This is a genomic window from Flavobacterium tyrosinilyticum (assembly GCF_023656565.1).
GTDB classification, from domain to species: domain Bacteria; phylum Bacteroidota; class Bacteroidia; order Flavobacteriales; family Flavobacteriaceae; genus Flavobacterium; species Flavobacterium tyrosinilyticum.
In genome coordinates this window covers 62,196-68,355 of sequence record NZ_JAMOKG010000001.1, presented here as the reverse complement: position 1 = coordinate 68,355, position 6,160 = coordinate 62,196, and the positions used below count along the sequence as shown (strand labels likewise).

9 protein-coding genes and 4 tRNA genes are annotated in these 6,160 nt (G+C 35.1%); all 13 read left to right on the top strand.

Features of this window, described 5'->3' with window-relative positions:
- The first annotated feature begins 246 nt into the window (after window positions 1-246).
- The 13 genes from rpsU to rplJ all read left to right on the top strand — a co-directional run bounded on the left by rpsU (window position 247) and on the right by rplJ (window position 6,107).
- Window positions 247-441, top strand: a complete 195-nt coding sequence (rpsU, locus tag NCC77_RS00295; protein ID WP_026730435.1) for a 30S ribosomal protein S21 — start codon at window positions 247-249, stop codon at window positions 439-441.
- A gap of 92 nt (window positions 442-533) precedes the next feature.
- On the top strand, window positions 534-1,427 hold the full coding sequence (locus tag NCC77_RS00290; protein ID WP_250833874.1) for a tyrosine-type recombinase/integrase: 894 nt from the start codon (window positions 534-536) through the stop codon (window positions 1,425-1,427).
- A gap of 32 nt (window positions 1,428-1,459) precedes the next feature.
- A complete protein-coding gene (gene hpf / locus NCC77_RS00285) occupies window positions 1,460-1,762 on the top strand; it encodes a ribosome hibernation-promoting factor, HPF/YfiA family (protein ID WP_008466930.1) in 303 nt (100 codons plus the stop codon).
- 90 nt (window positions 1,763-1,852) lie between these two features.
- Window positions 1,853-1,926 (top strand) — tRNA-Thr (locus NCC77_RS00280).
- 59 nt (window positions 1,927-1,985) lie between these two features.
- Window positions 1,986-2,066: transfer RNA gene (locus tag NCC77_RS00275), tRNA-Tyr, on the top strand.
- An 87-nt stretch (window positions 2,067-2,153) separates the two neighbouring features.
- Window positions 2,154-2,225: transfer RNA gene (locus tag NCC77_RS00270), tRNA-Thr, on the top strand.
- Window positions 2,226-2,280: 55 nt separating this feature from the next.
- Window positions 2,281-3,468 carry an elongation factor Tu gene (tuf, locus tag NCC77_RS00265; protein WP_026730432.1) on the top strand — a complete coding sequence of 396 codons (1,188 nt, stop codon included), beginning with the start codon at window positions 2,281-2,283 and terminating at the stop codon, window positions 3,466-3,468.
- 55 nt (window positions 3,469-3,523) lie between these two features.
- A tRNA-Trp gene (locus NCC77_RS00260) sits at window positions 3,524-3,594 on the top strand.
- Window positions 3,595-3,612: 18 nt separating this feature from the next.
- Window positions 3,613-3,810, top strand: a complete 198-nt coding sequence (gene secE, locus NCC77_RS00255; protein ID WP_008466927.1) for a preprotein translocase subunit SecE — start codon at window positions 3,613-3,615, stop codon at window positions 3,808-3,810.
- An 11-nt stretch (window positions 3,811-3,821) separates the two neighbouring features.
- Window positions 3,822-4,373, top strand: a complete 552-nt coding sequence (nusG, locus tag NCC77_RS00250) for a transcription termination/antitermination protein NusG (RefSeq protein WP_008466925.1) — start codon at window positions 3,822-3,824, stop codon at window positions 4,371-4,373.
- 67 nt (window positions 4,374-4,440) lie between these two features.
- A complete protein-coding gene (rplK, locus tag NCC77_RS00245) occupies window positions 4,441-4,878 on the top strand; it encodes a 50S ribosomal protein L11 (protein ID WP_008466923.1) in 438 nt (145 codons plus the stop codon).
- Between the two features lie 13 nt (window positions 4,879-4,891).
- Entirely contained in the window at window positions 4,892-5,581 is a 690-nt protein-coding gene (rplA, locus tag NCC77_RS00240; RefSeq protein WP_025572415.1) for a 50S ribosomal protein L1, read from the top strand.
- Between the two features lie 22 nt (window positions 5,582-5,603).
- On the top strand, window positions 5,604-6,107 hold the full coding sequence (gene rplJ, locus NCC77_RS00235; protein ID WP_250833873.1) for a 50S ribosomal protein L10: 504 nt from the start codon (window positions 5,604-5,606) through the stop codon (window positions 6,105-6,107).
- The last annotated feature ends 53 nt before the right edge of the window (window positions 6,108-6,160 follow it).

Below are 6,160 nucleotides of genomic sequence, written 5' to 3'. Positions count from 1 at the left end.
AAGAATTAAGAATTAAGAATTAAGAATTAAGAATTAAGAATTAAGAATTAAGAATTAAGAATTAAGAATTAAGAATTAAGAATTAAGAATTAAGAATTAAGAATTAAGAATTAAGAATTAAGAATTATATCTATTATCTCTTCTCTATACTCTTTTCTCTTTTTTAAAAATAATTCAAAATTTATAATTCATAATTCATAATTAATATATACATTTGCAGCCTTAACGAGAGGAGGTGTCTATATTATGTTAATTATACCAATTAAAGACGGAGAAAATATCGATAGAGCATTAAAGCGCTATAAAAGAAAATTTGATAAAACAGGAACTGTTCGTCAATTAAGAGCACGTACTGCTTTTATTAAGCCTTCTGTTATCAAAAGAGCTCAAATCCAAAAAGCGGCTTACATTCAAGGCTTGAAAGATAGTTTAGAAAGTTAATATAAGCTTTTAGAAAATAATTACCGTTAGTGGTCAAAATGTTTTAATTTTGATGCTAACGGTTTTTTTTATGCCTAATTTTTTTAGATTTTATGAAAACAAACAAAGAAGCTTTCTCGGATTATCTTTTGCTGGAGAAAAAATATTCTTCGCATACAGTTGAGGCTTACTTGAATGATGTGGTTTCTTTTGAGGCTTTTGTAAAAGAATCTTTTGATCAAGAAAGTATTGATTTGGTAAATTATAGTCAGGTCAGAAGTTGGATTGTCTTTTTGGTTGATCATAACATTTCTAATGTTTCGGTTAATAGAAAGATGGCTTCTTTGAAAGCTTTTTATAAGTTTCTTTTAAAGACAAAACAGATAGAGGTTAATCCGATGCTGAAGCATAAGTCTTTAAAGACTCCGAAAGTGGTTCAGGTTCCTTTCTCGGAAAAAGAGCTGAAAGATTTACTTGCTACAATAGAGGCTCCGGTTGATTTTGAAGGGATTCGGGATAAACTTATTGTGGAAATGTTTTACGTGACAGGAATGCGTCGGGCGGAGTTGATTCATTTAATGATTAAAAACGTCGATCGCTCAAATAATACGATTAAGGTTTTGGGGAAAAGAAATAAAGAACGCATTATTCCAATTTTGCCAATTATTGCCGATCAAATTGATTTGTATGTGGGGGAAAGAGATGGTCTGGAAAGTTTGACGGATTATGACTATTTTTTTGTTTCAAAAAAAGGGTTAAAATTGAGCGAATCTTTTGTTTATCGTTTAATAAATTCATACTTTAGTAGGGTCTCAGAAAAGGTGAAAAAAAGTCCGCATGTGCTTCGTCATACTTTTGCAACTCACTTATTGAACAATGGGGCAGATTTGAATTCAGTTAAAGAATTGCTAGGGCATTCTAGTTTGGCGTCTACACAGGTTTATACTCATAACAGTTTGGCGGAACTTAAAAAAGTGTATAAAGATGCGCATCCTAGAAATAAATAGTGGTTCTAAATGTTAACCCTAAAATTTTTATTATGAAGGTAGATGTTCATGCAGTTAATTTTACTGTCGACAGAAAATTAGTCGATTTTATCCAAGAAAGAATGGGTAAGCTAGAGAAATACTACGATCGAGTGGTTTCATCAGATGTTTTTTTAAAAGTTGAAAGAACGAGTGATAAAGAGAATAAAGTGGTGGAAATAAAGATTAATGTTCCTGGTGATGATTTTTTGGTAAAAAAACAGTGTAAAACATTTGAGGAGGCTGTTGAGCTTTCGGCAGAATCGCTAGAACGTTTACTTGTAAAAAGGAAGGAAAAAATTAGAGCACACATTTAATTGAAATTTTTTTCAAAAAATGTTTTGATTAAAAGATAAAATACCTACATTTGCAGTCCGTTAGAAATAGCGGACTTTTTTAATGTATTCGCCGATGTAGCTCAGCTGGCTAGAGCAGCTGATTTGTAATCAGCAGGTCGTGGGTTCGAGTCCCTCTATCGGCTCAATAAATTTCAAATGCGATTTGAAATTGGTTCTTTAAAATGATGGAATTTTAAAATTAGGGGAGATACTCAAGCGGCCAACGAGGGCAGACTGTAAATCTGCTGTGTGAACTTCGCAGGTTCGAATCCTGCTCTCCCCACTAAAAAGAAGTTGAAGTTTTAGATTGTAGGTTTTGGATTGATAAATTCTAAAATTTAAATTCTGAATTCTAAACTCAGAACTCTCTGCCGGTGTAGCTCAGGGGTAGAGTGCTTCCTTGGTAAGGAAGAGGTCTCGGGTTCAAATCCCGACATTGGCTCAAGTAAGTAGGAAATTGAAAATTAATATATAACTAAGATTAAAAATTAAGTAAAATGGCAAAGGAGAATTTTAATCGTTCCAAACCGCACTTAAACATAGGTACAATTGGACACGTAGATCACGGAAAAACTACATTAACTGCTGCAATTACAAAAGTATTGTCAGATGCTGGTTACTGTCAAGCAAAATCGTTTGATCAAATCGATAACGCTCCAGAGGAGAAAGAAAGAGGTATTACTATTAATACATCACACGTAGAGTACGAAACTGCTAACCGTCACTACGCTCACGTTGACTGTCCAGGTCACGCGGATTACGTAAAGAACATGGTTACTGGTGCTGCTCAAATGGACGGAGCTATCTTAGTAGTTGCTGCTACAGATGGTCCAATGCCACAAACTCGTGAGCACATCCTTTTAGGTCGTCAGGTTGGTATTCCAAGAATCGTTGTTTTCATGAACAAAGTGGATATGGTTGATGATGCTGAGTTATTAGAACTTGTTGAAATGGAAATTAGAGATTTATTATCTTTCTACGAATATGATGGAGATAATGGTCCTGTTGTTCAAGGTTCTGCTTTAGGTGGATTGAACAATGATCCTAACTGGGTTCCTAAAATTATCGAATTAATGGAAGCTGTTGATGCTTGGATCGAAGAGCCAGTACGTGACGTAGCTAAACCATTCTTGATGCCAGTTGAGGACGTATTTACAATTACAGGTCGTGGAACTGTTGCTACAGGTCGTATCGAAACTGGAGTTGCTAACACTGGAGATCCTGTTGAAATCATTGGTATGGGAGCTGAAAAATTAACTTCTACTATTACAGGAGTTGAGATGTTCCGTAAAATCCTTGACAGAGGTGAAGCTGGAGATAACGTAGGTTTATTGTTAAGAGGTATTGATAAAGCTGATATCAAAAGAGGTATGGTTATTATTAAGCCAGGTTCAGTAAAACCACACGCTAAATTCAAAGCTGAGGTTTATATCTTGAAAAAAGAAGAAGGTGGACGTCACACTCCATTCCACAATAATTACCGTCCACAGTTCTACGTACGTACAACTGACGTAACAGGAGTTATTTCTTTACCAGCAGGTGTAGAGATGGTAATGCCAGGTGATAACTTAACTATTGAAGTTGCTTTATTAAGCCCAATCGCTATGAACGTAGGTTTACGTTTCGCTATCCGTGAAGGTGGTAGAACAGTTGGAGCTGGTCAGGTTACTGAAATCGTAGAGTAATTCTATAAAATAAATAAGAAAGCCAGTGATTATTTTTTAATCACTGGCTTTAATTACGGGCGTAGTTCAAGGGTAGAATAGCGGTCTCCAAAACCGTTGATGGGGGTTCGAATCCCTCCGCCCGTGCAATAAAAAATATATCAAATGACAAAGGTTACTAATTATTTATCAGAGGCTTTCGAAGAGTTAAAGTCAAATGTTACTTGGCCAGCTTGGGCTGAAGTACAGAAATTGACAATTGTTGTGGCTGTATTTTCGATCTTATTCGCTTTGGCAACTTGGGGAGTAGACGAATTTTTTGCAAAAGCTTTGGCTGGATTTTTTAACTGGTTAAAAGGATAATTTTTTTTGTGATGGCAGATAATAATGTGAAAAAATGGTACGTAGTTAGAGCAGTTAGCGGTCAAGAGAATAAAGTGAAAGCTTATATCGAGACTGAGATTGCGAGATTAGGTATGGAGGATTATGTTTCTCAGGTTTTAGTTCCTACTGAAAAAGTGGTTACTGTAAAAGATGGGAAAAAATCATCTAAGGATAAAGTTTACTTTCCTGGATATGTTATGATTGAAGCTAACTTAGTTGGTGAAATCCCTCATATTATTAAGTCAATTACTAGTGTTATTGGATTTTTAGGAGAAACTAAAGGTGGAGAACCTGTTCCTTTAAGACTTTCTGAAGTAAACCGTATGTTAGGTAAAGTAGATGAGTTAGCTGTAAATACAGATACTCGTTCTATTCCATTTAGTGTTGGTGAAACAGTTAAGGTTATTGATGGACCTTTCAATGGATTTAATGGATCTGTTGAGAAAATCAATGAAGAAAAGCGTAAACTTGAGGTAATGGTTAAGATTTTCGGAAGAAAGACGCCATTAGAGTTGAGTTTTATGCAAGTTGAAAAAGTATAATTTTTTGTTACACTATAATAAACCATTGTAATCGCTTCCATTGATTACAGTGTAAAATTTTTTAAAAATGGCTAAAGAAATTAGTAAGGTAGTTAAACTACAAGTTAAGGGAGGTGCTGCGAACCCGTCGCCACCGGTTGGACCTGCTTTAGGAGCTGCTGGGGTTAATATCATGGAGTTTTGTAAGCAATTTAATGCTAGAACTCAAGATAAACCTGGCAAAATTTGTCCAGTGCAAATCACTGTGTACAAAGACAAATCATTTGATTTTGTTGTTAAGACTCCTCCAGCGGCAGTTCAGTTAATGGAAGCTGCAAAGCTAAAATCTGGTTCTGGTGAGCCTAATCGTAAAAAAGTAGCTAGCGTTACTTGGGAACAAATTAGAACTATTGCTGAAGACAAAATGCCGGACTTAAATGCTTTCACAATTGAGAAAGCTATGAGTATGGTTGCTGGAACAGCTAGATCTATGGGTATAACTGTATCAGGAGATGCTCCTTTTTAATTAAGAAAAAGAAATGGCAAAATTAACAAAAAAGCAAAAAGAGGCTGCTTCAAAAATTGAAAAGAACAAATTATACTCTTTAAAAGATGCTGCGGCATTAATTAAAGTTGTTGCTTCTGCAAAATTTGATGAGTCTGTTGATATCGCAGTTCGTTTGGGTGTTGATCCAAGAAAAGCGAATCAAATGGTTAGAGGTGTAGTTACTTTACCTCACGGAACAGGAAAAGACGTTAAAGTATTAGCATTGGTTACTCCAGATAAAGAAGCTGAAGCAAGAGAGGCTGGAGCAGATCACGTTGGTCTTGACGATTACTTACAAAAAATTAAAGACGGTTGGACAGATGTTGATGTGATCATTACTATGCCTGCTGTTATGGGTAAATTAGGTCCATTAGGTCGTATTTTAGGACCTAGAGGTTTAATGCCAAACCCTAAAACAGGTACAGTAACTATGGATGTTGCTAAAGCTGTTCAAGAAGTTAAAGCTGGTAAAATTGACTTTAAAGTTGATAAAACTGGTATCGTACACGCAGGAATCGGTAAAGTTTCTTTTGGAGCTGAGCAGATTGTTGACAACGCACACGAAATTATTCAAACATTAATAAAACTTAAACCAACTGCTGCTAAAGGTACATACATTAAAGGTATTCACCTTACAAGCACAATGAGTCCTGCTATCGCATTAGACCCAAAAGCAGTATAATTGGTAGTTAAAAATTTTTAGTATGACTAGAGAAGAAAAATCAATCGCGATTGAAAATTTAACTGCGCAGTTAGCTGGTACAAATATCATTTACATTTCTGATATTTCTGGTTTAAACGCAGAGACAACTTCAAACTTGCGTAGAGCTTGTTTTAAAGCAGGTATTAAATTAGAGGTTGTAAAGAACACTTTGCTTGCAAAAGCAATGGAAGCTTCTGATAATGATTATGGTGATTTACCTACAGTTTTATCAGGTAACAGTGCTATCTTTATTTCTGATGTTGCTAACGCACCTGGAAAAATTATCAAAGATTTCCGTAAGAAATCTGATAAACCAGTTTTAAAAGGAGCTTACATCAATTCTGAAGTATATATTGGGGATAACCAATTAGATGCATTAGCTACAATTAAATCTAAAGAAGAGCTTATTGGAGAAATCATTGGATTATTACAATCTCCAGCTCAAAGAATTATTTCTGCTTTACAAAACAAATTCGCTGGAAGCGAAGAAGAAGAAGCAGAGTAATTATCGTAAGGGAGTTTGCTTCCTTACTGCTTAATTAGCGCACAATAATTAAA

Coding starts and splice junctions, on each gene's coding strand:
- rpsU (WP_026730435.1), top strand. CDS start 247: ATGTTAATTATACCAATTAAAGACGGAGAAAATATCGATAGAGCATTA.
- NCC77_RS00290 (WP_250833874.1), top strand. CDS start 534: ATGAAAACAAACAAAGAAGCTTTCTCGGATTATCTTTTGCTGGAGAAA.
- hpf (WP_008466930.1), top strand. CDS start 1,460: ATGAAGGTAGATGTTCATGCAGTTAATTTTACTGTCGACAGAAAATTA.
- tuf (WP_026730432.1), top strand. CDS start 2,281: ATGGCAAAGGAGAATTTTAATCGTTCCAAACCGCACTTAAACATAGGT.
- secE (WP_008466927.1), top strand. CDS start 3,613: ATGACAAAGGTTACTAATTATTTATCAGAGGCTTTCGAAGAGTTAAAG.
- nusG (WP_008466925.1), top strand. CDS start 3,822: ATGGCAGATAATAATGTGAAAAAATGGTACGTAGTTAGAGCAGTTAGC.
- rplK (WP_008466923.1), top strand. CDS start 4,441: ATGGCTAAAGAAATTAGTAAGGTAGTTAAACTACAAGTTAAGGGAGGT.
- rplA (WP_025572415.1), top strand. CDS start 4,892: ATGGCAAAATTAACAAAAAAGCAAAAAGAGGCTGCTTCAAAAATTGAA.
- rplJ (WP_250833873.1), top strand. CDS start 5,604: ATGACTAGAGAAGAAAAATCAATCGCGATTGAAAATTTAACTGCGCAG.